The organism is Pseudomonas fluvialis (genome assembly GCF_014207935.1).
Classification (GTDB): Bacteria; Pseudomonadota; Gammaproteobacteria; order Pseudomonadales; family Pseudomonadaceae; genus Aquipseudomonas; species Aquipseudomonas fluvialis_A.
In genome coordinates this window covers 146,983-169,972 of record NZ_JACHLL010000004.1, presented here as the reverse complement: position 1 = coordinate 169,972, position 22,990 = coordinate 146,983, and the positions used below count along the sequence as shown (strand labels likewise).

The following is a 22,990-nucleotide window of genomic DNA, read 5'->3' as shown; positions in this document are numbered from 1 at the left end:
CATGCAGGGTCCCGAACGCATCACTTTGGCCATGACCGGCGCCTCCGGCGCCCAGTATGGCCTGCGCCTGCTCGACTGCCTGGTGCAGGAGGAGCGCGAGGTGCATTTCCTCATCTCCAAGGCGGCGCAGCTGGTGATGGCCACCGAGACCGACGTGGCCCTGCCGGCCAAGCCGCAGGCCATGCAGGCCTTTCTCAGCGAATACACTGGCGCGGCTGCCGGGCAGATCCGCGTGTACGGCAAGGAAGACTGGATGGCGCCGCCGGCCTCCGGCTCCGGCGCGCCGAGTGCCATGGTGGTGGTGCCGTGTTCGACCGGCACTCTCTCGGCCATCGCCAGCGGTGCCTGCAACAATCTGATCGAGCGCGCCGCCGACGTGGTGCTCAAGGAGCGTCGTCAGCTGATTCTGGTGCCGCGCGAGGCACCGTTCTCCAGCATTCATCTGGAGAACATGCTCAAGCTGTCCAACCTTGGCGTGACCATCCTGCCGGCCGCGCCGGGCTTCTACCATCAGCCGCAGACGATCGATGACCTGGTCGACTTCGTGGTCGCGCGCATCCTCAACTGCCTGAACATCCCCCAGGACATGCTGCCGCGCTGGGGTGAGCATCACCTGGCCAGCGATGAATAAGGCGCTGTCAGTCCTGCTGCTGGCCTGCGTACTCCTGCCGGGTTGCGCCAGCGTCAGCACACTGAATGCGGCCAAGGCTGATGCGCCGGTGATCTATGCCGGCACCCGGCTGGACTGGTACGCCATCAACGGCGGCTGCTGCCCGACCGAGCGCTTCGGCACATCGGCTCCGGCTTATCCCAGTGTCGACCTGCCATTCAGCGCGCTGCTCGATACCCTGCTGCTACCGTTTGCCGTGGCCGCCGAACTGGGCGTGACCCTGGGCGTTAGCGGCGGCCTGTAAACCGGTGGCCTGATCTGCGGCAGGACCGACCGGCCCTGCACCTGCCACACTCCTGAGACGACAAGGAGGAGCGGCATGAAAGAACAGATCCAGTTCAACCTGCGCTACTGGCTGGTGGCGGTGCTGCTGTTCAGCGGCTTGCAGTACCTGATGGCGCTGCAGCAGCGAACCGTGGAAATCCCCTACAGCGAATTCGAACAGTACCTGCAGGAGGGGCGCCTGGAGTCGGTGGCCGTGTCCGAGCGCTTCGTCGAAGGGACACTCAAGGAGCCCCTGGCCAGCGGCCAGAATCTGGTGCGGGCCAACCGTATCGAGCCCGAACTGTCCGCTCACCTGCAGCAGTACGGGGTGCGTTACAGCGGGCGCATCGAGAGCACCCTGCTGCGCGATCTGTTGTCCTGGCTGCTGCCGTTGCTGCTGTTCTTCGGCGTCTGGTTCTTTCTCATGCGCCGTTTGGGCAATGGCATGGGCGGCGGCATGATGCAGATCGGCAAGAGCCGCGCGCGCATCTACATGGAAACCGACAGCAAGGTGAGCTTTGCCGATGTCGCCGGGGTCGACGAGGCCAAGGACGAGCTGCGCGAGATCGTCGAGTTCCTGCGTGATCCCCAGACATACGGCCGCCTCGGCGGGCGCATGCCCAAGGGCGTGCTGCTGGTCGGCCCGCCGGGCACCGGCAAGACCCTGCTGGCCAAGGCGGTTGCCGGCGAGGCGCGGGTGCCGTTTTTCTCCATTTCCGGTTCGGAGTTCGTCGAGCTGTTTGTCGGCGTGGGCGCCGCGCGGGTGCGCGACCTGTTCGAGCAGGCGCGCAGCAAGGCGCCGGCCATCATCTTCATCGACGAGCTGGACGCTCTGGGGCGCGCGCGGGGCATCGGCCCCATGGGCGGCGGCCATGACGAAAAGGAACAGACCCTCAACCAGTTGCTGGCCGAGCTGGATGGTTTCGATACCTCCAGCGGGCTGGTGCTGCTGGGGGCAACCAACCGCCCGGAAATCCTCGACCCGGCCCTGCTGCGCGCCGGGCGGTTTGACCGGCAGGTGCTGGTCGACCGGCCGGACAAGCTTGGACGCCTGCAGATTCTCACCCTGCACCTGAAAAAGGCGCGGCTGGCGGCCGATGTCGATGCCCAGGCCATCGCCGCGCTGACGCCGGGCTTCACCGGTGCGGACCTGGCCAACCTGGTCAACGAGGCGACCCTCTTGGCGACCCGGCGTCAGGCTGAGGCGGTGGCCATGGGCGATTTCAATGCGGCCATCGAGCGCATCGTCGCCGGTCTGGAAAAGCGCAATCGCCTGCTCAACCCGCGTGAGCGCGAGACCGTGGCCTATCACGAGATGGGCCACGCCCTGGTGGCCATGGCGCTGCCGGGCGTCGACCCGGTGCACAAGGTGTCGATCATTCCGCGTGGCCTGGGCGCGCTGGGCTACACCATCCAGCGGCCCACCGAGGACCGTTTCCTCATGAGCCGCGAGGAGCTGGAGAACAAGATGGCGGTGCTGCTGGGCGGGCGCGCGGCCGAATGGCTGGTGTTCGGCCAGCTGTCCACCGGTGCGGCGGACGATCTGGCCAAGGTCAGCGACATCGCCCGCGCCATGGTCACCCGCTATGGCATGAGCGAGCGCCTGGGGCCGGTGGTACTGGAGCGCGAGCGCCAGCGCTTTCTCGACAGCGAGGCTATGTACGGCCTGACCCGCGCCCACGATTATGGTGAAGCCACCGCGGATGCCATCGACGAGGAAGTCCGGCGTCTGGTCGAGGAGTCATTCCAGCGCAGCCTGACGCTGCTGGAGGCGCGCCGCGAGCTGCTCAAGCGCTGCGCCAGTGAGCTGCTCGAGCACGAGACCCTCGATGCGGCGCAGCTGCAGGCGTTGCTGCAGAGCGTTTAGCTTGCCCAGCCGCGATAGACCCAGGTCATCGGACGCGGGCCCTTGAGGTAGCTGGTTTCCAACTGGCCGATGGTGAAACCGCCGGCTTCGAGCAGGGCCGGGATGTCGCGGTTGAGGTGGCAGCCGCCGGCCAGGGGCTTCCACACTGGGGTGAGGCGGTGCTGCCAGCGCACCACGCTGGCGTCGGGGGCCAGGCCGTGTTCGCTGAACAACAGCTTGCCGCCGGGCTTGAGCACCCGGCGCATCTCGCGCAGAGCGGCGACGGCGTCGGGGATGGTGCACAGGGTGAAGGTGCAGACGATGCTGTCGAAGCGGGCATCCTCGGCCTGGATCTGCCCGAGTTCGAGGGCAATCATCTCCACCGGGATGCTGATCTGCTCGGCACGCTGGCGGGCCAGCTTCTGCATGTCGGCGGAGGGGTCGACGCCGACGATGCGGCGGACTCTGGCCGGGTCATAGAAGCTCAGGTTGAGACCGCTGCCGATGCCGATTTCCAGCACCTCGCCTTCGGCCAGCGGAACAACCTGGGCGCGGGTCTTCATCACCGCGCCCATGCCGCAGGCGTAGTCGATCAGGTGCGGCAGCACATGGCGTTCGTACAGGGCCTTCATCTCAGCGTCCCAGCTGGCGCAGTTCGGTGGATTCGACGATGCGCACGCCCTGGCCTTCTTCTAGGGCGAGGCGCCACAGGGCGCGGGCCAGGGTGCATGCCTCTATGGCGCGGTAGTTGCCGGGGATCAGGCGCATCAGCGGGGCGGCCAGGCCTTCGCCGGGGCGTGGTTGGCTGCGGTTGCCCAGCAGCAGCGAGGGGCGGGCGATGGTCAGTTGCTCAAAACCGAGGCTCTGCAGGGCCTGCTCCAGCTCGCCCTTGACCCGGTTGTAGAACACCAGCGAGCGGGCATTGGCGCCCAGTGCGCTGATTACCAGCAGATGGCGCACGCCGAGGGCCTTGGCACGCTCGGCGAAGGCCAGCACCAGTTCATAGTCGACCGCGCGGAAGGCTTCCTGCGAGCCGGCCTGCTTGATCGTGGTGCCCAGGCAGCAGAAGGCGGTATCCAGCGGGCCCTGCAACTGGGGCAGCAGGTCAGCTAGTTCACCCACGGGATTTTCCAGATGCGGGTGTTCGGCCAGCGGCCGGCGGCTCGGGGCAAGCACGCGCTCGACGGTGCGCTCGTTGAGCAGGCGGTCGAGCAGGTGTTCGCCGGTCAGACCGGTGGCGCCTGCAAGGAGAATGCGTTGTGGCGTCAGATACATCGTGAACTCCCTGGTGCCTGTTCTAAAGACTTATGTGGGCTCATGGCGCGCTCTCCTGGCGGCTGTTCTGCGCCAGTGCGGCGCGTTGCTGCTGGCGCAGATCGTTCCAGGCCTTCTGCACCTTTGGTGCGTCGGCCAGTTGCGGCTCGGAGGCCTCGAAGTCCTCGGCCTGCTCGCGTTCGCTGACATAGCGCTTGGCCAAGGCAAAGGCCTGGCCGAGGTCGTCGGTTTGCTGTAGAGCCTGCTCGAACAGGGCGCGGCCGAAGTAGGTGAAGTCGTTTTCCTCGGAGCAGCCGAAGGAGACCCGGTCGGCGCGGGCGGCCGTCATGATCAGGGTCTTGTCGTCCTGCAGCGGGGCAATGAAACCGCCGGAGAAACAGGCGGAAATCACCAGCACCTTGTGCCGTTCGCGCAAGGGTTTGAGCAGCTCGGCCAGCTCGGCGGCCGGCAGGTTGTTGAGTTCAAGACCGGGCTGTTGCAGCACCAGCTGGTGATCGCGCGAGCCGTGGCTGGTGAGGTAGAGGAAGATCAGGTCTTCGTTGCCGCTGCGTTCGGCCAGCGTCTCGATGGCCTGACGCAGACTTTCGCGGCTGGCCAGCGGGCGTTTGGCAAACTGTTCGCGGTGGTTGATCAGGGTGATATTGCCGCGCGCGCCGAAGCGCTCACGCAGCAGCCGGCTGACGTAGTCGGCCTCGCGCAGAAACACGCTCTGCTGGCCGTCGCCGGCCAGGGTCAGGCTGTACAGCTCGCTGGCCGGGGTGGAGGGCGGTACTGCCGCGAGGGCGTCCTGCAGCAGCTGCCCCTGCCTGAGAATGCCCTGTTCCAGCGGGTCGGCCAGTGGCTGCCCCTGGGCATCGCGCAGGCGCACGCCGTTCTGCCAGTGACCGGCCTCAATCTGGCCGTCGGCCAGGGTCAGGCGACCCTCACCCTGATACTGGCCATGGGCGAACTGGCCCTGATAGCGGCTGCCGTCGCTCAGGCTCAATGTGCCTTGCCCGTGGTACTGCCAGTTGCGCAGCTCACCGACGTAGTGTTCACCGTCGGCACTGCGGAACTCGCCCTGGCCGCGCAGTTCGCCGTGACGGAACTGGCCGCTCCATACGTCGCCCTCGGCGCTTTCATAACGGCCCTGGCCATGAAAGCGCTGATCCTTGAACTGGCCGCTGTAACGGCTGCCGTCACTGCCGACAAAGCTGCCTTCGCCGTTCAGGCGGCCGCGCTTGAACAGTCCACTGAACTGATTGCCATCGCCGTCGACCAGTACGCCCTGGCCGGTGGCTTCGCCCCTGACGAACTGCCCCTGATGGCGGCTGCCGTCGGCCAGTTCGAGGGTGCCGTAACCGTGGAAGCGATCTTTGCGAAAGCCGCCGCTATAGCTCAGCTCGCCCTGGCTCAGGCGCCCTTCGCCGTGCATGCGGCCGTGCTTGAAGGTGCCGACATACTCGCTGCCGTCGGCATAGGTCAGGTGGCCCTGGCCGGAAAATTCACCCTCGACGAATTCGCCCTGATATTGACCGCCCTTGGGATCGCGCCATTCCCCCGGGCCGTTGAGCTGGCCGTTGACAAAACGGCCGCTGAGCCAGCTGCCATTGGGGTAGTCGAGGCGGCCCTGACCCTGCAGCAGTCCGTCGACGACGGCGCCGCGGTAACGCGAGCCGTCAGGCAGGCGGGCATCGGGCGGTGTCAGCGGCTCACCGTCGCCGCAGGCGGCGAGCAGAAGCGCAAGGCTCAGTGGCAGTAGGCGGTGCATGACAGGTCCTTGGCAGTATTGCTTCCATTCTGGCGCAAAAAAGCCCGCCGGAGCGGGCTTTTCCGTGGAGCCGGACTCAGACGAAGCAGAGGGTCAGCGGCTCGGCGATGTAGGCCGGTTTTTCCTGGCCTTCGATCTCCAGCACGGCCTTGGCCTTGAGCAGCCACTGGCCGGGGTTCTTCTCGTTGGCGTCGGTCAGGGTGACCACCAGGCGCACCTTGGAATTGACCTTGACCGGCTGGATGAAGCGTACGCTGTCCAGGCCATAGTTGACGGCCATTTTCAGGCCTTCGGGCATGATCATGATTTTTTCCATGAGCATGGGCACCAGCGACAGCGAGAGGAAACCGTGGGCGATGGTGCCGCCGAACGGGGTCAGCTTGGCTTTCTCCGGATCGACGTGGATGAACTGATGGTCGCCGGTGCACTCGGCGAACTGGTTGATGCGTTCCTGGTCAATGGTCAGCCACTCTGAGCGGCCGAGTTCCTTACCGATATAGTTCTTGATGTCTGCAACTGCTACGAACGGCATACGTCCTCCATGAGGGGCGGGTTGTTATTCTTATTGGCCCCGGTCTGCCAGCTTGGCTGTGCTGTCCTGCTCAGCCTCGGGTGCTGGATCGCCCGGTGCGCTATGGCCCTAGATCATCACGTGGCTGCGCCTTGGTCAAGCGCATCACTGCGCGAAATCATCGTTTATCCACGCCGCGGCGAACTGCCATAATGCCGCGGCATGCTTGCAGGAGATTTCCATGCTGCTCCGTGGCCTGACCGCACTGGTGCTCTTCCAATTGCTCGGCACTCTGCTCAATGTGCTGTGGCTGAGTTTTCTGCCCGGGCCGATCATCGGCCTGGTGCTGTTGTTCATCTTCCTGCTCTGGCGCGGTGAGGTGGACGAGCCGCTGGCCGTGGCCTCGACCAGCCTGTTGCGCTACCTGCCCTTGCTGCTGGTGCCGGCGGCGGCCGGGGTGATGCTCTATGGCCCGGTGCTGCGGGCCAATTTCTGGGCGCTGGCGGCGGCACTGTTGCTGTCGCTGGTGCTGGCCCTGCTGTTTACCGGCTGGCTGATGCAGCGCCTGATCGAACGTCAGCAGCGCCGGGAGGCACCATGAGTGCCGACTGGCAGGCGGCCTGGCAGGCTGTGATCCATCACCCGCTGTTTGCCTTCGGTCTGACGCTGGGCAGTTACCAGCTGGCCATGGCCGCTTACGAGCGTACTCGCTGGGTATTTCTGCAGCCGGTGCTGGTGTCCATGGCCCTGGTCATTGGCTGCCTGTGGCTGCTGGATATCGGCTTTGAGGAATACCGCCGGCACAGCGAGCTGCTGACCCTGTTCCTGGGGCCGGCCACCGTGGCCCTGGCCGTGCCGCTGTTCATGAACATCAAGCGCATCCGCCTGCTGTTCTGGCCGGTGCTGATCACCCTGGTGCTGGCCGGTGTGGTTGCGACCGTGCTGGGGGTGGGGTTGGGCTGGCTGTTCGGAGTTGATCAGCAGATGCTCATGACCCTGGCGCCCAAGTCGGTGACCTCGCCGATCGCCATGCTGGTGGCCGCAGAGATCGGCGGCGTGGCAGCGTTGGCGGCGGTGTTCGTGCTGCTGACTGGAGTGCTGGGTGCGATGTTCGGTCCCGAGCTGCTGCGCCTGATTGGCGTGCGTCACCCGGCAGCCCACGGTATGGCCCTGGGCCTGGCCGCCCATGCGGTGGGTACGGCGCGGGCGCTGCAGGAGGGCGAGGAGTGTGGCGCCTTTGCCGCGCTGTCGATGAGCCTGATGGGTGTGGCCACCGCGGTGGTGCTGCCACTGGTCGTGGCGCTGATCGTGTGAGGAGCTTTCTGTGAGCCTGCCGTTGTTCCCTCTCAATACCGTGCTGTTTCCCGGCTGCCGTCTCGATCTGCAGATTTTCGAGGCGCGCTATCTGGATATGGTGTCCGCCTGCATGAAGCGCGGCGAAGGCTTTGGCGTGGTCGGCATTCTCGAAGGTCGCGAGGTGGGCGAGGCGCCAGGGCGTTTTGCCTGGCATGGCTGCGAAGCGCTGATTCGCGACTTTCATCAGCAGGACAACGGCCTGCTCGGCATTCGGGTCGAGGGTGGGCGGCGCTTTACCGTGCAGTCCTCCCAGGTGCAGCCTGATCAGTTGCTGCTGGCTGAGGTGCAGTGGCTGGACGAGGGCGAGGACCGCCCGCTGCTGGCCGAGCATGTTGATCTGGCGGCCCTGCTGCTGGCGCTGGCCGAACACCCCATGGTGGCGGCGCTGGGCATGGGCGGCGTGGTCGAGGGGCAGCAGGCGCTGGCGCATCAGCTGGCCTATCTGCTGCCACTGAGTCAGGAGCAGAAGCTTGAACTGCTGGAGGAGGCGGATGCCGCGCAGCGTCTGGCGCGTATCCAGACCTTTCTCAGTGCCCTGCAGGGCGAGCTGATCGCCTGAAGACGGTCAGCGGTAGCGATACAGCTCGAAGGCCGCCGGCAGCGCCCAAGTGGCGAAGGCACCGAACAACGCCAGCAGGGCCGGTAGCAGCAACCACCAGACTCTGGCCGGCAATGCCGGCATTACCTGATGACGCTGCATCAGTGCCAGGCTGCAGGCGCACCAGGTGCTGGCCAGCAGGCCGCCCGCCAGCAGGTCGCTGGGCCAATGCACGCCTAGGTACAGGCGCGATACCGCAATGGCCAGGGCCGGCAGGCAGGCCAGCAGCAGCCAGGCGAGGCGTGAGCGCCCCGGAAGACCGCGACCGGCGAGAATCCCCAGCACCAGAAAGAAGGCAAAGGCCGCGGAGCTGTGGCCGCTGGGCAGGCTGAAACTGTGCAGCGGCTCCAGCAGAACCTCGGGACGTGCGCGTTCGATCAACTGTTTGAGCAGTCCGTTGCTGACGGCTGTGCCAAGCAGCGCGACGGCGGCAAACAGCATGGCACGCCACTGGCGGGCCAGTGCCAGCAGGGCTATCAGCAGCGTGCCGGCGGCGAGCTGGGTGCTCAGGTCACCGAGGCGGGTGACCACCACCATCAGGCCATCCAGCGCACCATGACGCTGCTCCTGCACCAGGTTGAGCAGGCCCTGGTCGAGGTCGGCCAGGCCGCGCCAGCCCAGCAGCAGGGCGATCAGCAGAGCGAGGCTGAGTAGGGCGCTCAAGGGTGTGGTCCGGCGCTGTTCGCGCAGGGTGCCGTGGATTGTCAGGCCCAGCAGCAGCGCCAGGCCGCCAGCGACCAGCGCGGCGTTCTGCCAGAAGTCCGCCGGTAACGGCAGGCGCAGGGCGGCGCCGGTAGCCCAGCCGGGCAGCAGATAGGCAATCGCCCAACCGCTGCCGGCCAGCAGGCTGACGGCGGTGAAGCGGCCGAACGGCATGTCGAGCATGCCGGCGACCATGGGCAACATCGGGCGCAGCGGGCCGATGAAGCGCCCTGCCAGCAGGCTGATCACGCCGTAGCGCTCAAAATGCTGCTCGGCGCTGGCCAGCCATTGGGGATGGTCGCGCAGCACCGGCAGCCCGCGGATGTTCTGGTGGAAGCGGCGTCCCAGGGCATAGCTGCACAGGTCGCCGAGCATGCCGCCGACAAAGCCCAACAGCAGGGTTTCCCACAGCGGCAGGGCGCCGTTGCCGGCCAGCACGGCCACTGCAAACAGCAGCACGGTGCCGGGAATCAGCAGACCGACGATGGCCAGGCATTCGCCGAAGGCGAGCAGGAAAACGGCCAGGCCCAGCCAGTGCGGGTGGGCCGCCAGCCAGGCGGTGAGGGTGTCGAGCCAGGCCATCAGTGGGCGATCTCCAGTGCGTCGGTGTTGTCCAGCCAGCGGTAGTCGCGCCCGGCCACTTGCCCACGGCGCAGCGGATTGCGGGTGCAGTGGCGGGTGTATTCGGCTTCGACCAGGCGGTAGGGCAGGTGTTCGTCGCGACCGGTCGGGATGCCCAGGCGGGTGGTCTGGATGATGGCCGCCGGGCGCTCGCCAATGTCATCGACAAATAGTCGTTGCGGGTCGAAGCTGCGGGCATCCCAGTCCGGAACCTTGAGGCCGAGTGCGCGACAGAGCAGGGTCTGGCCGCTGCACAGCGCCTGCAGTGAGCGTGGCCGGCCCAGGCGGTCGGGGTTGTTGTGCTGCATGCGGGCGACGGCCTCGGCTGTGCAGAAAGCGTCCGGCCAGGCCATGGCGGATTTGATCAGTACAGCATTGCCGGGGCCGGCAGCGCTGAAATTCAGCGAATCGCCACCGCGGGCGTAGTACATATAGATGTGGCCGCCGTCGAGGAACAGCGCGCGGCGTTTGTGGGTATAGCCGAGCGAGGCATGGCTGCCTTTTTCCGCGCCATAGTAGGCCTCGGTCTCGATGATGCGGGCACTGAGCCAAAGCCCGTCGACACGGTGGCGGATCACCTTGCCCAGCAGATTGGCGGCAACCTGCAATGCATCACGCTGGAAAAACGCGGCCTCCAGCGGGCGGGCTTCTGGCCAGGGCAAACTTAGGGTGGGTTCGTCGCGCATGGGGCTGTCGTCGGGCTCGGTAGCGGCATAGGCTGGCCGATTATAGGGGGAGCGCCGGGCCTGCCGGAGCTGCCGAAAAACACAGAAAAACAATAAGAGCCATCCATGCCCCGTACCGATAGCGCCCATATCAGCCCCAGTGCGCACTACACCGGCTATGTCTGGTACCGCCATCAGCTATCCAATCCGGCTTTCGTTACCGATTTCGGCCGCTTTGCCCATGTCGTGCTGAGTCCGATCACCTGGGCGGCGCGGCGCTTCGATATCGATCTGGAACGCCTGCTGCTGCAGCGTCATCTGCTGATCGATGCCTTGCTGACGGAGGCCATCGAGCAGCGCGGCGTGACCCAGGTGGTGGAAATTGCCTGCGGCCTGTCGCCCCGTGGGCAGCGCTTTCGTCAGCGCTATCCGCAGCTGCACTACGTGGAGGCCGATCTACCGCCGATGGCGGCGCGCAAGCGCCGTCTGCTGGCCAGTCAGGGCTGGCTGGGCGAGCAACATCAGGTGCAGGCGGTGGATATTCTGGCCGCTGACGGTGAGTGCAGTCTGGCGGCCCTGTTCGCCCGGCTGGACCCGGCGCAGCCGGTGCTGGTGATTACCGAAGGCCTGGTCAACTACTTCGAGCTGGGGGTGATTGAGGGGTTCTGGGCGCGCCTGGCCGAGCAGCTCAAGGGCTTTGTCCAGGGCAGTTACCTGACCGATCTGTATCCCGATCTGCAGGAACATCCCAGCTACCGGCAGTTACGCTGGGGTGTGGGGCTGGTGGGGCTGCTGACCCGCGGCAAGTATCCGTTGCACTACCGCGATCAGGCGGCCATCGAGGCAGGCTTTGCCCGTTGTGGCTTCAGGCAGGTCGCGGTGCTCGACCCGCATGAGGAAAGCCTGCGCCGTCAGCTGCCGCGTGGGCGCCTGCCCGGGCTGGTGCGGGTGATCGACGCCCGCGTCTGATCAGGCGCAGGCGGACAGTGGCGCGGGCTGCAGCTGGGCGGCCAGGGCGCCGCTGGCATCGGCATCGCTGTGCAGGGTGACGAAGCTGAAGCCCTGGTTGTTGTGCTGCAGCGGCAGAATTTCCAGGGCCGGCCTGTCACTCCACTGCAATTGCCAGCCGCGTGCGGGCAGGCCGGTCGGCAGGGCGGCATTCAGTTTGCCGCCGAAGAAGCCCAGTTCACTGACCTCCACCGACCAGCTGCCGATCTCGGCATGGCGCAGCTGCGCGCGTGGCAGTTGCGGGCGACGGCGCGCTTCGCTGCGGCGTTCCAGTTGGGTCAGGTGCTGTGACGCCAGGGTCCGTCCGCCGCTGACCTGCTCGGGGACTGGCTCGCCGCGCAGGAAGGGCTGATACAGGGCGGCGCAGGCTTCGCGGCGCTCGAATTGGGCCAGGTGGTCGGCGCCCTGGATCAGGCTGTAGCGCCCCTGCGGGCAGGCGGCGGCAAACAATGCCTGCTCCCAGGGCTGGGTGAAGTGGTCGAACTCGCCGGCCAGTACCAGGGTCGGACATTGCGGGTGCTGACGGAAACCGGTGAAGTCGAGCAGACGCTGGCTGTTCTGCTGGTAGCGGGCGATCTCGGCGGCTGACAGGCGTTGCATCTGCCGCAGCAGGGCCTTGCGAAACGCCGGGGCGACATCGGTGTGCTGCAGCTGCTGCGGGTTGAGCAGGTTGTTCAGCGCGGCTTGGGCGAAGGCCTGCTGGCGTCCTTCGGCGAGCAGGCTGAGGCCCTCTTCGAGCAGGCGCCGCGAGCCCGGACGGCCGAAGGCGGTGATGCCCGACAGCAACAGGCGGGCACAGCGCTGCGGATGACGGCTGGCGAACAGGGCGGCCAGGGTCGAGCCGTAGGACAGGCCAATCGGCATCAGTGGCGGCAGGTCGAGGCTGTCGGCAAAGCCGGCGATCAGATCGGCCAGCTGTTCCAGGCTGAGTTCGCCGGCCTCCTGCAGGTTACCGCCCTGGCCGGGCAGGTCGAGGAGGATCACCGGGTGCTCGGCGAGCAGCTCCTGCACCTCATTGGCGAAGGAGCGAAAGCTCTGGAAGGCGCCGCCGAGCATCAGGACCGGTTCGCGCGAGTCGCCAGCCGAGCTGGCGAACGCCAGGTAGTGCAGGCGCCAGGGGCCCAGCTCCAGCACGTCCGGGGTTGTGCCAAGCAGGCTTGGGTTGAAGTCGGTGCGGTAGCGCATGGGCGATCTCCGGCATTCCAGTGCCTTGTTGTTGTGCTCCGCCGTCGGGTCGGTACGCCGCTGCGACGGGGGCTGTGGTATTCAAAGTAAACATCGGCGGTGTTTTTGTTTACCCATCCTTCGGGTGGGGGAGGGTGTGCGACGTGCGGCGGGTGTCACCGTTTCAGCGCGCAGGCCCAGCCTGCCGGGCTGGCGCGGTGACGAGGAGGGTCAGTGGGATGCACTGTCTACCATCTGGCCGGCATGGCTGGGCTTGCTGGGGCTGCGCGGCTATAATCGGCCGTTTTCCTTGAACGTCAGGCTTGATTGACCATGACCGAGTCCGTGCTCGACTACATGACCCGCCTGGGTCAGGCTGCCCGTGAAGCGTCGCGTGTGCTGGCCCGTGCCAGTACTGCCCAGAAGAACCGCGCCCTGCAGGCGGCTGCCGGCGCCCTCGATGCCGCCCGCCCGGCGCTGGTGGCGGCCAATGAGCTGGACCTGGCTGCCGCCCGTGCCAATGGCCTGGAGCCGGCCATGGTCGACCGTCTGGCACTGACGCCGGCGGTCATTGACAGCATGATCGAAGGCCTGCGCCAGGTGGCGACCCTGCCCGACCCGATCGGCGAAATCCAGGGCATGCGCTACCTGCCGTCTGGTATCCAGGTCGGCAAGATGCGCGTGCCGCTGGGCGTGATCGGCATCATCTATGAGTCGCGGCCCAATGTGACCATCGATGCCGCCAGCCTGTGCCTGAAATCCGGCAATGCCACCATCCTGCGCGGCGGCTCCGAGGCCATTCATTCCAATCAGGCGATTGCCCGCTGTATCCAGCAGGGCCTGGCCGAAGCCGGCTTGCCGGCGGCGGCCGTGCAGGTAGTGGAAACCACCGATCGCGCAGCGGTTGGCGCGCTGATCAGCATGCCGGAGTTCGTCGACGTAATCGTGCCACGAGGCGGCAAGGGCCTGATCGAACGCATCAGCCGAGACGCCAAGGTGCCGGTGATCAAGCACCTCGATGGCGTGTGCCATGTGTATATCGACGTGGCCGCCGATGTGGAGAAGGCCATTCGCGTCGCCGACAACGCCAAGACCCAGCGCTACTCGCCCTGCAATGCCATGGAAACCCTGCTGGTGCACAGTGCGATCGCTGATCGCGTGTTGCCGCCGCTGGCGACCATCTACCGCGACAAGGGTGTCGAACTGCGTGGTTGCGAGCGTACCCGCGCGCTGCTGGGTAGCGATGTGCTGGCTGCGAGCGAGGATGACTGGTACGCCGAGTACAATGCGCCGATCCTGGCGATCCGCATAGTCGATTCGCTGGATGAGGCCATCGAACACATCAACCAGTACGGCTCGCAGCACACCGATGCGATCATTACCGAGAACTTCACCGATGCGCGGCGCTTCCTCACCGAGGTGGATTCCAGCTCGGTGATGGTCAATGCCTCGACCCGTTTTGCCGACGGCTTCGAGTACGGCCTGGGCGCGGAGATCGGCATTTCCACCGACAAGCTGCACGCCCGTGGCCCGGTTGGCCTGGAAGGCCTGACCAGCGAGAAATATGTGGTGTTCGGCGACGGGCACATTCGTACCTGATGAGGCGTACCTGATGGCCCTGCGCATCGGCGTCCTCGGCGGCACCTTTGATCCGATTCACATTGGACATCTGCGTGGCGCACTTGAGGTGGCCGAACTCCTGGCGCTGGATGAGGTCCGACTGATCCCCAGTGCCCGGCCACCGCACCGGGATACGCCGCAGGTCACTGCCGAGCAGCGTCTGCAGCTGGTGCGCTTGGCGGTAGCGGGAGAGCCGCTGCTGCGGGTCGATGACCGTGAACTGGCCCGGACGACGCCGTCCTGGACCATCGACACCCTGGAGTCGCTGCGTGGCGAACTGGGGGCGGATGACCAGTTGTTTCTGTTGCTGGGCTGGGATGCTTTTTGTGGCTTGCCCAGCTGGCAACGCTGGACTGAACTGCTGCAGCACTGCCACTTGCTGGTGCTGCAACGACCGGATGCCGACAGTGAGGCACCGGAAGCGCTGCGCGATCTGCTGGCGGCGCGCAGTGTGAACGAACCGGCGGCCCTGTGCGGGCCGGCCGGGCAGATTGCCTTTGTTTGGCAGGCGCCGCTCGCGGTGTCGGCCACGGATATTCGTCGCCGCCTGGCGGCAGGCTGCTCGGTGCGCTTTCTGCTGCCCGACGCGGTGTTGCACTACATCGATGCGCACGGACTGTACCGGGCGCCGAACTGATTACCGAGGACGTGTTACCCATGCAAAACGAACAACTGGTCCAGCTGGCGGTTGCCACACTGGAAGATATGAAGGCCCAGGACATCACCGTGATCGATGTTCGTGGCAAGACCAGCGTCACCGACTTCATGGTGATCGCCAGCGGTACCTCCAGCCGTCACGTCAAGTCGATGGCCAATGAGGTGCTGGAAAAGGTCAAGGAGCAGGGTGTGCGCCCGATCGGCAGCGAAGGCCTGGAAGGCGGCGAGTGGGCCCTGCTCGATCTGGGCGATGTGGTGGTGCATGCCATGCAGACCGCCACCCGCCAGTTCTATGACCTCGAGCGGCTGTGGCAAGGGGCTGAGCAGAGCCGTGCCCAGCATGGTGCGGAACACGAGTAAGCCGCTGCCATGCGCATTCGCCTGATTGCCGTCGGTTCGCGCATGCCGCGCTGGGTCGAGGAGGGGTGGCAGGAGTACGTCAAGCGCCTGCCGCCGGAATTGCCCCTGGAACTGGTGGAAATTCCGCTCAACACCCGCGGCAAGAATGCCGACGTTGCCCGCCTGATCCGTCAGGAGGGTGAGGCCATGCTGAGCAAGGTGCAGCCCGGCGAGCGCATCGTCACCCTGGAAGTTCACGGCAAACCCTGGAGCACCGAACAACTGGCTGCCGAGCTGGAACGCTGGCGCCTGGATGCGCGCACGGTCAACCTCATGGTCGGTGGCCCGGAAGGGCTGGCGCCGGAAGTCTGTGCGCGCAGTGAGCAGCGCTGGTCGCTGTCGCCGCTCACTCTGCCGCATCCGCTGGTGCGCATCCTGCTCGGTGAGCAGATCTATCGGGCCTGGACAGTCTTGTCCGGACATCCGTACCACAAATAAGACCGTCGTCGATGCCGCAGCCGATCCGCCTCAAGGACCACGAAAGAGACGCCCGCCTGGTCAGGCGGCGCGTGGTGGTCGGCGCCGTGCTGGTGGTCATGCTGACGCTGGTGCTGGTGGCGCGGGCCTATTACCTGCAGGTTATCCAGTACGATCATCACACCACCCTGGCGGAAAACAACCGCATCCACGTGCAGCCGATTCCGCCCACCCGCGGGCTGATCTTCGACCGCAACGGCGTGATCATCGCCGACAACCGGCCCAGCTTCAGCCTGACCGTGACCCGCGAGCGCGCCGGTGACTGGCAGGCCGTGCTGGATACCCTGGTGCAGGTGCTGGAGCTGACCTCCGAGGATCGCGCCATCTTCGAGAAGCGCTTCCGCCAGGGGCGCCGTCCGTTCGAGCCGGTGCCGATCCTGTTTGAGCTGACCGAGGAGCAGATTGCCCGAATCGCGGTGAACCAGTTCCGCCTGCCCGGGGTGGAGGTGACCGCGCAGCTGGTTCGCCACTATCCGTTGGGCGAGCACTTCGCCCAGTCGGTGGGATATGTCGGGCGAATCAATGAGCAGGAGCTGAAAAAGCTCGATCCGGTGGATTACAGCGGCACCCACCATATCGGCAAGACCGGTGCGGAGAAATTCTACGAGAACGTTCTGCACGGCGAAGTGGGTTACGAGGAAGTCGAAACCAACGCCCGTGGCCGCGTGTTGCGGGTGCTCAAGCGGACCGAGCCTCAGTCCGGACGCGACCTGACTCTCAATCTCGACCTCAGGCTGCAGCAGGCCGCGGAGGCGGCGCTGGCCGGACGGCGTGGCGCGGTGGTGGCGATCGAACCAGCCACTGGCGGTATCCTGGCGATGGCCAGCCAGCCGAGCTTCGATCCCAACCTGTTCGTCACCGGCATCAGCTTCAAAGATTACGCGGCGTTGCGCGATTCCATCGATCGTCCGCTGTACAACCGCGTGCTGCGCGGCCTGTATCCGCCGGGCTCGACCATCAAGCCGATGGTGGCTGCTGCGGGGCTGGATGCCGGGGTGATCACCGAGCGCAGCCGCATCTTCGATCCGGGTTATTACCAACTGCCCAACTACGAACACAAGTACCGCAACTGGAACCGCAATGGCGAAGGCTGGGTCGACCTGCAGCTGGCGATCATGCGTTCCAACGACACCTACTTCTATGACCTGGCGCTCAAGCTGGGTGTACGCCGGCTGCACGATTATCTGTACGGCATGGGCATCGGCCGGCGCGTGTCCATCGACCTGGGCGAGGAAGCCGAAGGCCTGATGCCGTCGCCGGAGTGGAAGCGGGCACGCTATCGTCAGGCCTGGTATCCCGGCGAGACGCTGATCCTCGGTATCGGCCAGGGCTACATGCAGGCCACACCCCTGCAATTGGCCCAGGCCACGGCGCTGGTGGCCAACAAGGGCCGCTGGGTGCGTCCGCGCCTGCTGCGCTCGGCCGCCGGCCTGACGCCGGAGCAACTGATGGCCGATGGCCAGATTCCCCAGGTGGAGACGCCGCCGGACGTGGTGCTCAAGGACATGAAGTACTGGGATATGGTCAGTAACGGCATGCAGCAGGTGCTGCACAATCCGCGCGGTACGGCATTCAAGGTCGGCTCCCAGGCGCTCTACCGCATCGCCGGCAAAAGCGGCACGGCGCAGGTTGTGGCGATCAAGCAGGGTGAAAAGTACGACCGCAGCAAGATTCAGGAACGTCATCGCGACCATGCCCTGTTCATTGCTTTCGCTCCGGTGGAAAACCCGCAGATCGCTGTGGCAGTGATGGTGGAGAACGGCGAGTCCGGCTCCGGCGTCGCGGCCCCGGTGGTCAAGCAGGTGATGGATGCCTGGCTGCTGGATGACAGCGGCCAGCTCAAGGCGCAGTTCCGCCCAGCGCCACCGGCCGTGGAGAGTCACTAATGGGTAATTTCGACCGCACCCTGTCCAGCGAGGACGTGGTTCGCCGCCGTGCCACCCTGCTGCAGCGCCTGCATATCGATGGCTGGCTGCTGCTGATCCTCCTGGTGCTGGCGGCCGGCGGGCTGTTCGTCCTGTATTCGGCCAGTGGCAAGAACTGGGACACCCTGCTCAAGCAGGCCAGCTCCTTTGGTCTGGGCCTGCTGGCGATGTTCATCGTGGCGCAGATCGAGCCGCGCTTCATGGCGCGCTGGGTACCGCTGGCCTATCTGGGCGGTTCGGCGATGCTGCTGTATGTGGAGCTGTTCGGTTACACGGCGATGGGAGCCACGCGCTGGATCCACATTCCCGGGGTGATCCGCTTCCAGCCCTCGGAGTTCATGAAGCTGATCATGCCGGCGACCATCGCCTGGTACCTGGCGCGTGGCAGTCTGCCGCCGCGGCTCAAGCACATCTGCATCAGTCTGCTGCTGATCGGCATTCCCTTTGTCCTGGTTCTGAAACAGCCGGATCTGGGAACAGCCATGCTGATCCTGGCGTCCGGTGCCTTCGTCCTGTTCATGGGCGGCCTGCGCTGGCGCTGGATCAGTGCGGCGGTGGCCGCGGCGGTGCCAATCGCGGTAGCCATGTGGTTTTTCGTTCTGCATGACTACCAGAAGCAGCGCATTCACACCTTCCTCGACCCGGAAAGCGATCCGCTGGGCTCGGGCTGGAACATCATCCAGTCCAAGGCGGCGATCGGCTCGGGCGGGGTGTTCGGCAAGGGCTGGTTGCTTGGCACCCAGTCGCACCTGGATTTTTTGCCGGAAAGCCATACGGACTTTATCATTGCCGTGCTCGGCGAGGAGTTCGGCCTGGTCGGTATCTGCCTGTTGCTGATGGTCTATCTGGTGCTGATCGGACGTGGTCTGTTTATCACTGCGCAGGCACAGACGCTGTTTGGCAAGTTGCTGGCCGGCAGCATCACCATGACGTTCTTCGTCTACGTATTCGTTAACATCGGCATGGTCAGTGGCCTGTTGCCGGTGGTGGGGGTTCCCCTGCCGTTCATCAGTTATGGTGGCACCTCGTTGGTGACCCTGATGACGGGCTTTGGGGTATTGATGTCGGTCCACACGCACCGCAAGTGGATCGCGCAGGCATAACAAGGTTGGTTAATTTGAAAGACACAATTGGCGTGCGCAAACACCTCCGGGCCCTCGGCCTGGCCCTGCTCGGCAGTCTGGCCTGTCAGCCGCTGCTGGCCAGCGATTACGTGGGTGTGCCGCAGGTGAGCGAGTTCATCGCAGGTATGACCCGTGATCATGGCTTTGCCAGTGAGCAACTGACCGCCCTGTTCGCCCAGGCCGAGCGCAAGCAGGCCATTCTCGATGCAATTTCGCGCCCGGCCGAGCGGGTCAAGCCGTGGAGTGAATACCGCCCGATCTTCATCACCGAGGCGCGCATCGACAAGGGCGTGGCGTTCTGGCAACAGCATGCCGAGACCCTGGCCCGCGCCGAGCAGAGCTACGGTGTGCCGGCGCAGGTAATCGTCGCCATCATCGGCGTGGAAACCTTCTACGGCGGCAATACCGGTAGCTGGCGCGTGCTCGATGCCCTGTCGACCCTGTGTTTCGATTACCCGCCGCGTTCGCCGTTCTTCTGCCAGCAGCTCAAGGAGTTCCTCCTCCTTGCCCGCGAAGAACAGGTCGATCCGCTCACCCTCAAGGGTTCCTATGCGGGCGCCATGGGCTTGCCGCAATTCATGCCGAGCAGCTTCCGCGCCTATGCGGTGGATTTCGACGGTGACGGCCATATCAATATCTGGACCAACCCGGTGGATGCCATCGGCAGCGTGGCCAGCTACTTCAAACACCATGGCTGGGCTCAGGGCGAACCGGTGGTCAGCCGCGCCGATGTGCGTGGCCAGCAGTTCGACAAGGGCCTCACCGTGGGCCTCGACCCGCAGCTGAATGTCGGCCAGTTGCGCACTCTGGGCTGGTCCAGCCATGATGCGCTGCGCGATGACCTGCTGGTCAGTGCCTTCCGTTTCGAGGGCGAGGCCGGTCCTGAGTACTGGCTGGGTCTGCCGAACTTCTTCGTGATCACCCGCTACAACCGCAGCAACATGTACTCGATGGCGGTGTACCAGCTGTCCGAGGCCTTGCGTGCCAACCGGGAGAAAGCCCAGTGAGATTGCCGACGCTTGCGCTCTATGCCGCCCTGGCGACCGTGCTGGCCAGCTGTTCGAGCAGCCGCGCGCCGCAGCCGGTGCAGCCGGGTACGGGGCCGCTCAGCGGGCCGGGTGACTTCTCCAGGCCGCACCGCGATGGCTCGCCGTGGTGGGATGTCGATGTGTCGCGAATCCCCGATGCCGTGCCGATGCCGCACTATGGGCGCTACAAGGCCAACCCCTATTCGGTGATGGGCAAGACCTACTTCCCGTTGCAGGATGCCCGCCGTTACCGTGCCACGGGCACTGCCTCCTGGTATGGCACCAAGTTCCACGGTCAGGCCACCGCCAACGGCGAAACCTATGACCTTTATGGCATGACGGCGGCGCACAAGACCCTGCCGCTGCCCAGCTACGTCAAGGTGACCAATCTCGACAACGGCAAGACCGTGATCCTGCGCGTCAACGACCGTGGCCCGTTCTATTCCGATCGCATCATCGACCTGTCCTTCGCTGCAGCGAAGAAGCTCGGCTATGCCGAAACCGGTACCGCGCGCGTGACGGTCGAAGGTATCGACCCGCATGAGTGGTGGGCCCAGCAGGGTCGCCCGGTGCCGCTGGTGCTGGCCGCCCCGCAGCAGGCCTCGAACAAGCCGCTGTCGCTGCCGGCCACTTCGGCCCAGGCCATGCCGGCGCCGGTCGAGCAGTACACGCCGCCGCTTGAGCAGCATGCCGCCGCTGTCCTGCCGGTGCAGATCGACGCAAAAAAAAACGCTTCAGCCGGGCTGTCTGGCCTGTATCTCCAGGTGGGCGCCTTCGCCAATCCGGACGCTGCGGAGCTGCTCAAGTCGAAGCTGGGCAGTCTGACGGCTGCCCCGGTATTTATCAGCTCGGTGGCGCTGAATCAGCAGATCCTGCACCGCGTGCGCCTGGGGCCGATCGACACGCAGGATGAAGCGCTGAAGCTGCAGGACAGTATCCGCCTGGCCAATCTGGGGCAGCCGACCCTGGTCAAGCCGTAAGTCCGTACCACGATTCGCCCGCATCTTGCGGGCAGCACGGTCGCCCAGGGATGGGAGGCCGATCGACCATCATGAGTAACAGTCAGAGATTCGGATGAACATCAACACCCTGCAACGCCTGCTTATTACTGTCCTGTTGATCTGTGCGCCCAGCGCCTGGGCTGTCGATGCCCTGCCTTCGCCGCCGCAGCTGGCCGCCAAGTCCTATGTGCTGATGGATCACGCCAGCGGCAAGGTCCTGGTGGAAAACAATGGCGACGAACGCCTGCCGCCGGCCAGCTTGACCAAGCTGATGACCGCCTACATCGCGACCCTGGAAATCCGCAAGGGCAAGATCGGCGAGGAAGACCTGGTGCCGGTCAGCGAACATGCCTGGCGTACCGGTGGTGCCGCCTCGGGTGGTTCGACCATGTTCCTGCCGCTGAACAGCCAGGTGAAGGTCGATGATCTGCTGCACGGCATCATCATCCAGTCCGGCAATGACGCCAGTATCGCCCTGGCCGAGTACATCGCAGGCTCCGAGGATGCCTTCGCTGACATGATGAACGAGACCGCCGAGCGCCTGGGCATGAAGAACTCCCACTTCATGAACGCCACCGGCCTGCCACATCCGGAGCACTATTCCAGTGCCCACGACATGGCCATTCTGGCTCGCGCGATCATCAACGAAGACGCTCAGCATTATGCGATCTACTCGCAGAAGGACTTCTTCTGGAACAACATCAAGCAGGGCAACCGCAACCTGCTGCTGTATCGCGACAAGACCGTCGATGGCCTGAAAACCGGCCACACCGAGGAAGCCGGCTTCTGCCTGGTGGCTTCTGCCGTCCGCGAAGGCGCACGCATGATCACCTCGGTATTTGGTACCGCCAACGAGTCGGCGCGTGCTGCCGAAACCCAGAAACTGCTAACCTACGGCTTCCGCTTCTTCGAAACCAAGACCTTCTATCAGAAGGGTGCCGAGCTCGCCAAGGCGCAGGTCTGGAAAGGCGCTACCCGTGAAGTGAAGGCAGGCCTGGCCAGTGACCTCAGCCTGACCCTGCCCAAGGGCCAGTTGGCCAAGCTGCAGGCCAGCATGAACCTGAATCCGCAGCTGGTGGCGCCGATCAAGCAGGGCGATGTGATCGGCAGCGTGCAGGTCAAGCTGGGTGAGGAAGTGGTGCATAGTGCCGATCTGGTGGCCCTGGAGGCTGTCGAAGAGGGCGGTTTCTTCCGCCGTCTATGGGACGGTATTCGTCTGTTCTTCTTCGGTCTGTTCAACTGAGACCACTCAGCTGAGACAGAAGGGGACGCACCCGACCGTGCGTCCGCCAATGCTAGCCCGGCCTTGAAAATCCCGAGGCCGGGCTTATTTATAGGGAAGCGCCCACTCCGGGCTGACTTCCTTCCGTGCAGCGCTCCCACTCTGGAGCCTGCCTCTGCCAACGGGCCAATAGCCCGCCGATGCCATGACCGATAGCGACGTTCAAGCCCCGAAAATCGAATTCCCCTGTCCGAACTACCCGATCAAGGTGATCGGTGAGGCCGGCGAAGACTTTGCCGATCTGGTCATTCAGGTCATTGGCCGCCATGCCCCAGGCCTCGACAGCAGCACGCTGGTGGTGCGCGACAGCCGCAACGGGCGCTTCCTGTCCGTTCAGGTGCTGATCACCGCGACCGGTGTCGAGCAGTTGCAGGCCATCCATGTCGATCTGCGCGCCACCGGGCGCGTGCACATGGTGCTCTAGTGGCACCGCCCCTGCTGGTGCGTCATCTGGGGTTGGCGGATTACCTGCCGACGCTGGAGGCGATGCGTCGCCTGACGGACGAGCGTGACGAGCAGACGGCGGATGAAATCTGGCTGCTGCAGCATCCCCGGGTTTTCACCCAGGGGCAGGCCGGCAAGCCTGAACACCTGCTGGCGCCCGGTGACATTCCGGTGGTGCAGGTCGAGCGGGGTGGTCAGGTGACCTACCACGGCCCCGGCCAACTGGTGGCCTATCTGATGCTGGACCTGCGTCGTCTGGATCTGGGCGTGCGTGAGCTGGTCAGTGCCATGGAGTTGAGCCTGGTGGATGTGCTGGCCGGCTATGGCATCAAGGCGGCGCCCAAGGCCGAGGCTCCCGGAGTCTATGTGAAAGACGACAAGATCGCCTCGCTGGGTCTGCGGGTCAGGCGTGGCTGCTCGTTCCACGGCCTGGCACTGAATGTCGACATGGACATGACGCCCTTTCAGCGCATCAACCCCTGTGGCTATGCCGGCCTGAAGATGGTGCAGATGAAGGATTTGCTGGCCACGCCGCCTGTATTCGACGAAGTGGCACAACGCCTGGAACAGGCATTGCGTCAGCGTCTTGGCTACGTGTAACAG

At 65.2% G+C, this 22,990-nt stretch carries 25 protein-coding genes; 18 read left to right on the top strand and 7 right to left on the bottom strand.

Annotation, left to right across the window (positions count from 1 at the left end):
* Position 1 precedes the first annotated feature (1 nt).
* The 3 genes from ubiX (at position 2) to ftsH (ending at position 2,801) form a co-directional block, all read left to right on the top strand.
* The gene (gene ubiX, locus HNP49_RS12485; protein ID WP_184683702.1) at positions 2-631 is read left to right on the top strand and encodes a flavin prenyltransferase UbiX; all 630 of its coding nucleotides are present in this window, start codon (positions 2-4) and stop codon (positions 629-631) included.
* Entirely contained in the window at positions 624-914 is a 291-nt protein-coding gene (locus HNP49_RS12480; protein ID WP_184683701.1) for a YceK/YidQ family lipoprotein, read from the top strand. The genes ubiX and HNP49_RS12480 overlap by 8 nt, the downstream gene beginning before the upstream one ends.
* 75 nt (positions 915-989) lie before the next feature.
* Complete coding sequence (gene ftsH, locus HNP49_RS12475) at positions 990-2,801, top strand: ATP-dependent zinc metalloprotease FtsH (RefSeq protein WP_184683700.1); 1,812 nt, start codon at positions 990-992, stop codon at positions 2,799-2,801.
* On the opposite strand, the gene HNP49_RS12470 is transcribed toward ftsH, so the two are convergent.
* The 4 genes from HNP49_RS12470 to HNP49_RS12455 form a co-directional block, all read right to left on the bottom strand.
* Positions 2,798-3,412: a class I SAM-dependent methyltransferase gene (locus HNP49_RS12470; protein ID WP_184683699.1), complete on the bottom strand. Its 615-nt coding sequence runs from the start codon at positions 3,410-3,412 to the stop codon at positions 2,798-2,800. The genes ftsH and HNP49_RS12470 overlap by 4 nt on opposite strands.
* A gap of 1 nt (position 3,413) precedes the next feature.
* On the bottom strand, positions 3,414-4,055 hold the full coding sequence (locus tag HNP49_RS12465) for an oxidoreductase (RefSeq protein WP_184683698.1): 642 nt from the start codon (positions 4,053-4,055) through the stop codon (positions 3,414-3,416).
* A 40-nt stretch (positions 4,056-4,095) separates the two neighbouring features.
* Positions 4,096-5,805, bottom strand: coding sequence for a C13 family peptidase (locus HNP49_RS12460; protein WP_184683697.1), 1,710 nt, complete (start codon positions 5,803-5,805; stop codon positions 4,096-4,098).
* 76 nt (positions 5,806-5,881) lie between these two features.
* The gene (locus tag HNP49_RS12455) at positions 5,882-6,337 is read right to left on the bottom strand and encodes a MaoC family dehydratase (RefSeq protein ID WP_095940256.1); all 456 of its coding nucleotides are present in this window, start codon (positions 6,335-6,337) and stop codon (positions 5,882-5,884) included.
* Between the two features lie 220 nt (positions 6,338-6,557).
* Between HNP49_RS12455 and HNP49_RS12450 the strand changes: the two genes are divergently transcribed.
* From HNP49_RS12450 to HNP49_RS12440, 3 genes are read left to right on the top strand one after another with little or no spacing between them, the layout of a single operon-like run.
* A complete protein-coding gene (locus HNP49_RS12450; protein WP_184683695.1) occupies positions 6,558-6,917 on the top strand; it encodes a CidA/LrgA family protein in 360 nt (119 codons plus the stop codon).
* Complete coding sequence (locus HNP49_RS12445; RefSeq protein WP_184683693.1) at positions 6,914-7,630, top strand: LrgB family protein; 717 nt, start codon at positions 6,914-6,916, stop codon at positions 7,628-7,630. Before HNP49_RS12450 ends, HNP49_RS12445 begins: the two co-directional genes overlap by 4 nt.
* A gap of 10 nt (positions 7,631-7,640) precedes the next feature.
* Positions 7,641-8,231, top strand: a complete 591-nt coding sequence (locus HNP49_RS12440) for an LON peptidase substrate-binding domain-containing protein (RefSeq protein ID WP_184683691.1) — start codon at positions 7,641-7,643, stop codon at positions 8,229-8,231.
* 6 nt (positions 8,232-8,237) lie between these two features.
* On the opposite strand, the gene HNP49_RS12435 is transcribed toward HNP49_RS12440, so the two are convergent.
* A complete protein-coding gene (locus HNP49_RS12435; protein ID WP_184684111.1) occupies positions 8,238-9,557 on the bottom strand; it encodes a bifunctional DedA family/phosphatase PAP2 family protein in 1,320 nt (439 codons plus the stop codon).
* Complete coding sequence (locus HNP49_RS12430; protein ID WP_184683689.1) at positions 9,554-10,279, bottom strand: DNA-3-methyladenine glycosylase; 726 nt, start codon at positions 10,277-10,279, stop codon at positions 9,554-9,556. The genes HNP49_RS12435 and HNP49_RS12430 overlap by 4 nt, the downstream gene beginning before the upstream one ends.
* 105 nt (positions 10,280-10,384) lie before the next feature.
* Here HNP49_RS12430 and HNP49_RS12425 point away from each other — a divergent pair, with 105 nt between their 5' ends.
* Positions 10,385-11,227, top strand: a complete 843-nt coding sequence (locus HNP49_RS12425; RefSeq protein ID WP_184683687.1) for a class I SAM-dependent methyltransferase — start codon at positions 10,385-10,387, stop codon at positions 11,225-11,227.
* Here the strand turns inward: HNP49_RS12425 and HNP49_RS12420 are convergent, their stop codons facing one another.
* Positions 11,228-12,451, bottom strand: coding sequence for an alpha/beta fold hydrolase (locus HNP49_RS12420; protein WP_184683685.1), 1,224 nt, complete (start codon positions 12,449-12,451; stop codon positions 11,228-11,230).
* A gap of 312 nt (positions 12,452-12,763) precedes the next feature.
* Between HNP49_RS12420 and HNP49_RS12415 the strand changes: the two genes are divergently transcribed.
* The 11 genes from HNP49_RS12415 to lipB all read left to right on the top strand — a co-directional run bounded on the left by HNP49_RS12415 (position 12,764) and on the right by lipB (position 22,987).
* Positions 12,764-14,029 (top strand): glutamate-5-semialdehyde dehydrogenase, encoded by a 1,266-nt coding sequence (locus HNP49_RS12415; protein ID WP_184683683.1) that lies wholly within the window; start codon positions 12,764-12,766, stop codon positions 14,027-14,029.
* A 13-nt stretch (positions 14,030-14,042) separates the two neighbouring features.
* Positions 14,043-14,687, top strand: a complete 645-nt coding sequence (gene nadD / locus HNP49_RS12410) for a nicotinate-nucleotide adenylyltransferase (RefSeq protein WP_184683681.1) — start codon at positions 14,043-14,045, stop codon at positions 14,685-14,687.
* 20 nt (positions 14,688-14,707) lie between these two features.
* Positions 14,708-15,067: a ribosome silencing factor gene (rsfS, locus tag HNP49_RS12405; RefSeq protein ID WP_184683679.1), complete on the top strand. Its 360-nt coding sequence runs from the start codon at positions 14,708-14,710 to the stop codon at positions 15,065-15,067.
* A 9-nt stretch (positions 15,068-15,076) separates the two neighbouring features.
* A complete protein-coding gene (gene rlmH / locus HNP49_RS12400; RefSeq protein WP_095940247.1) occupies positions 15,077-15,544 on the top strand; it encodes a 23S rRNA (pseudouridine(1915)-N(3))-methyltransferase RlmH in 468 nt (155 codons plus the stop codon).
* An 11-nt stretch (positions 15,545-15,555) separates the two neighbouring features.
* Positions 15,556-17,469 carry a penicillin-binding protein 2 gene (mrdA, locus tag HNP49_RS12395; protein WP_184683678.1) on the top strand — a complete coding sequence of 638 codons (1,914 nt, stop codon included), beginning with the start codon at positions 15,556-15,558 and terminating at the stop codon, positions 17,467-17,469.
* A complete protein-coding gene (rodA, locus tag HNP49_RS12390) occupies positions 17,469-18,611 on the top strand; it encodes a rod shape-determining protein RodA (RefSeq protein WP_184683677.1) in 1,143 nt (380 codons plus the stop codon). The genes mrdA and rodA overlap by 1 nt, the downstream gene beginning before the upstream one ends.
* Before the next feature lie 32 nt (positions 18,612-18,643).
* Positions 18,644-19,639, top strand: a complete 996-nt coding sequence (gene mltB, locus HNP49_RS12385) for a lytic murein transglycosylase B (RefSeq protein ID WP_409372547.1) — start codon at positions 18,644-18,646, stop codon at positions 19,637-19,639.
* On the top strand, positions 19,636-20,640 hold the full coding sequence (locus tag HNP49_RS12380; RefSeq protein ID WP_184683675.1) for a septal ring lytic transglycosylase RlpA family protein: 1,005 nt from the start codon (positions 19,636-19,638) through the stop codon (positions 20,638-20,640). Before mltB ends, HNP49_RS12380 begins: the two co-directional genes overlap by 4 nt.
* Positions 20,641-20,734: 94 nt before the next feature.
* A complete protein-coding gene (locus HNP49_RS12375) occupies positions 20,735-21,904 on the top strand; it encodes a D-alanyl-D-alanine carboxypeptidase family protein (RefSeq protein WP_184683674.1) in 1,170 nt (389 codons plus the stop codon).
* 184 nt (positions 21,905-22,088) lie between these two features.
* Positions 22,089-22,367, top strand: coding sequence for a DUF493 domain-containing protein (locus HNP49_RS12370; RefSeq protein ID WP_184683672.1), 279 nt, complete (start codon positions 22,089-22,091; stop codon positions 22,365-22,367).
* Entirely contained in the window at positions 22,367-22,987 is a 621-nt protein-coding gene (gene lipB / locus HNP49_RS12365) for a lipoyl(octanoyl) transferase LipB (RefSeq protein WP_184683670.1), read from the top strand. The genes HNP49_RS12370 and lipB overlap by 1 nt, the downstream gene beginning before the upstream one ends.
* Positions 22,988-22,990: the final 3 nt, after the last annotated feature.

Excerpts from the sequence above, each read along its gene's own strand:
- ubiX (WP_184683702.1), top strand. The coding sequence starts at position 2 with ATGCAGGGTCCCGAACGCATCACTTTGGCCATGACCGGCGCCTCCGGC.
- HNP49_RS12480 (WP_184683701.1), top strand. The coding sequence starts at position 624 with ATGAATAAGGCGCTGTCAGTCCTGCTGCTGGCCTGCGTACTCCTGCCG.
- ftsH (WP_184683700.1), top strand. The coding sequence starts at position 990 with ATGAAAGAACAGATCCAGTTCAACCTGCGCTACTGGCTGGTGGCGGTG.
- HNP49_RS12470 (WP_184683699.1), bottom strand. The coding sequence starts at position 3,412 with ATGAAGGCCCTGTACGAACGCCATGTGCTGCCGCACCTGATCGACTAC.
- HNP49_RS12465 (WP_184683698.1), bottom strand. The coding sequence starts at position 4,055 with ATGTATCTGACGCCACAACGCATTCTCCTTGCAGGCGCCACCGGTCTG.
- HNP49_RS12460 (WP_184683697.1), bottom strand. The coding sequence starts at position 5,805 with ATGCACCGCCTACTGCCACTGAGCCTTGCGCTTCTGCTCGCCGCCTGC.
- HNP49_RS12455 (WP_095940256.1), bottom strand. The coding sequence starts at position 6,337 with ATGCCGTTCGTAGCAGTTGCAGACATCAAGAACTATATCGGTAAGGAA.
- HNP49_RS12450 (WP_184683695.1), top strand. The coding sequence starts at position 6,558 with ATGCTGCTCCGTGGCCTGACCGCACTGGTGCTCTTCCAATTGCTCGGC.
- HNP49_RS12445 (WP_184683693.1), top strand. The coding sequence starts at position 6,914 with ATGAGTGCCGACTGGCAGGCGGCCTGGCAGGCTGTGATCCATCACCCG.
- HNP49_RS12430 (WP_184683689.1), bottom strand. The coding sequence starts at position 10,279 with ATGCGCGACGAACCCACCCTAAGTTTGCCCTGGCCAGAAGCCCGCCCG.
- HNP49_RS12425 (WP_184683687.1), top strand. The coding sequence starts at position 10,385 with ATGCCCCGTACCGATAGCGCCCATATCAGCCCCAGTGCGCACTACACC.
- HNP49_RS12420 (WP_184683685.1), bottom strand. The coding sequence starts at position 12,451 with ATGCGCTACCGCACCGACTTCAACCCAAGCCTGCTTGGCACAACCCCG.
- HNP49_RS12415 (WP_184683683.1), top strand. The coding sequence starts at position 12,764 with ATGACCGAGTCCGTGCTCGACTACATGACCCGCCTGGGTCAGGCTGCC.
- nadD (WP_184683681.1), top strand. The coding sequence starts at position 14,043 with ATGGCCCTGCGCATCGGCGTCCTCGGCGGCACCTTTGATCCGATTCAC.
- rsfS (WP_184683679.1), top strand. The coding sequence starts at position 14,708 with ATGCAAAACGAACAACTGGTCCAGCTGGCGGTTGCCACACTGGAAGAT.
- rlmH (WP_095940247.1), top strand. The coding sequence starts at position 15,077 with ATGCGCATTCGCCTGATTGCCGTCGGTTCGCGCATGCCGCGCTGGGTC.
- mrdA (WP_184683678.1), top strand. The coding sequence starts at position 15,556 with ATGCCGCAGCCGATCCGCCTCAAGGACCACGAAAGAGACGCCCGCCTG.
- rodA (WP_184683677.1), top strand. The coding sequence starts at position 17,469 with ATGGGTAATTTCGACCGCACCCTGTCCAGCGAGGACGTGGTTCGCCGC.
- HNP49_RS12375 (WP_184683674.1), top strand. The coding sequence starts at position 20,735 with ATGAACATCAACACCCTGCAACGCCTGCTTATTACTGTCCTGTTGATC.
- HNP49_RS12370 (WP_184683672.1), top strand. The coding sequence starts at position 22,089 with ATGACCGATAGCGACGTTCAAGCCCCGAAAATCGAATTCCCCTGTCCG.